Source organism: Pseudomonas juntendi (genome assembly GCF_009932375.1).
Classification (GTDB): Bacteria; Pseudomonadota; Gammaproteobacteria; order Pseudomonadales; family Pseudomonadaceae; genus Aquipseudomonas; species Aquipseudomonas juntendi.
On sequence record NZ_BLJG01000280.1, the window covers coordinates 1 to 2056 of the forward strand.

General features: G+C 60.3%; 2 protein-coding genes. Both read right to left on the reverse strand.

The features are described from left to right. A partial coding sequence (locus GYA94_RS24405) for a hypothetical protein (protein ID WP_161893269.1) occupies window positions 1–904 on the reverse strand: 904 nt, incomplete at its 3' end. A gap of 10 nt (window positions 905–914) precedes the next feature. After that, window positions 915–1811 (reverse strand): nitrilase family protein, encoded by an 897-nt coding sequence (locus GYA94_RS24410; protein ID WP_009682591.1) that lies wholly within the window; start codon window positions 1809–1811, stop codon window positions 915–917. Window positions 1812–2056: the final 245 nt, after the last annotated feature.

Sequence of the window (2056 nt, forward strand, 5' to 3'; positions counted from 1 at the left end):
GGGCTTGCCACTGGCCGCGCCAGAATACGACCCCGACCAAGGATGCCAAGGCCTGTCCGGCCAGTATGTGCAACGCCAACATTGAACCGTATGCAGGTGCTGCCGGGGCCAACAGGTAAGCCAGCAACAAACCCAGTAGGAGACCCAGACTAGCCAGCTCATTGCCAAAGAAGGGGGCTTCACTGAAATCGGCCAGTACACGCCGCAAAGTCCAGATCACACCGTAGGATGGCTGGCTGGCCACAGGTTTCACAACGTCGGGTTCGTGGCTTTGGCGGACCCATGACGGGTAGCGCTTGCACAGCAGGAAAGCGGCGGCACTTGCCACGGCCATTCCACCCACGTTGCCGATAACCACAGGCAACTGCAGGGGGTAGCACAGGTAGTTGACCAGCAGCAGACTCGCCGGGGTTACCAGTAATGCCCCCAGCAATGCGCCTGCTATCGCCACACGCCAGCCCGCCCCATACAACAGCACCATGGCTGCCGGCAACGACACGAAGGCCACGAACGTTGGTTGCCAGGTACCACTGGCCAAGGTCCATCCCCACAAGGCATGGCTAAGTAAAAGGCCCATCAGCGAGCTGGTGAACACCCATGGCCACAGTCCACTTCCATAACAGATTGCAAAACCCTGCCAGCGATACCCGCGAAGATGGGCCCAGTGCGCCAGGCTGGCGCCTAGCAGCAAGCCCAGCGCAGGCAGCTCATGCTTGTAGAATGCGACCTCGCTGATATCGCCCACTATCCAGCGCAAACGACTCAGCGGTTGGTCCAGTGTCGCCGCCAGTTGCCCGTAGTCTGGCCACGGGCCTGACGCAAGGCTGGCTGCCAGCAGCATTGCCAGGCAGGTGAAGATCAGCACGGGGGCGTGCTGCCGATTGGGCAGCAGTAATGGCTTCATGTGCGGATCCTCAGCGTGGCATAGGCGCATGCAGGCGGTAGCCAAGCGCAGCATCGTAGAGGTCGGTACGGCGATCACGCTGCAGGTCGTTGAGGCTGTTCCAGATCGGCGCTGAACGCGCGCTGCTGAGGTCGACATCGGCGTAGACAATGCTTTCCTCCTCCGCACTGGCAACTGCACCAATGGGCCAACCGTTGGTTCCGGCAATCAACGAACAACCGAGAAAGCGCCCTCCTCGCTCACTGCCGATACGGTTTGCGGCGGCGATGTAGACATTGTTCACATGCGCGGCTGTCATGGTCAGGTACGACGCCATGCAACGCCCTGTTTCATCAAACAGCGGAGGCGGTGTCCACACCCAATTGTTCAAGCTGCATATGATGTCTGCCCCTTGCGCTGCCATGAGCCTTGGCACTTCAGGGAACCAGATGTCCCAGCAGATCAGCAGGCCAATACGGCCGATTGGCGTCTCGAATACAGGGAAGCCGAGGTCGCCAGGGGTGAACCAGAGCTTTTCCTGGTTCCACAGGTGGGCCTTGCGATAGTGGCCTAGCAGGCCGTCGGGGCCAAACAATACGGCGCTGTCGTAGAGCTTCAGGCCCTCACGCTCGGCGAATCCTGCTGCCAGGTACACCTGATACTCCCTGGCGAAATCAGCCCAGGCTTTCAGGCTACGGCCTGCCTGCAACGTTTCGGCATGCGCATAGGCCTCGGCACGGGAGTGAAAGGTATACCCGGTGTTGGCCAGCTCGGGCAGCACGATCAGATTGGCACCTTCACGCACCGCACGCCGGGCCAGTGCCAGGCCTCTGCTCAGGTTGCCATCGCAGTACTCTAGCCCGACTTGTGGGTCGTACTGGATGACAGCGATGCGGACAGGGCTGACGGGGGGGCAATGTTCGGACATGGCGACTTCCTTTTTGTGGTTGTTTTGGAAGGTCGCCAGTAGAGCGGGGTTGGGTTTTGGAGGGACAGTCGGGCGATTCTCAAGCAGTTGAATGTCTTGGAGAGAATTGAGTGGGAAACGCCCTAGGATAAAGAGCGGGAAGGAGTGATTGCCCACAGCCAGCTGACGCAGGAGCATAAGCTCCCAGCGCCTGCTGGCTCTATGAAGGGCTTGTGGAGCTGTTTACACCGCCAGCGCGCGCTCAC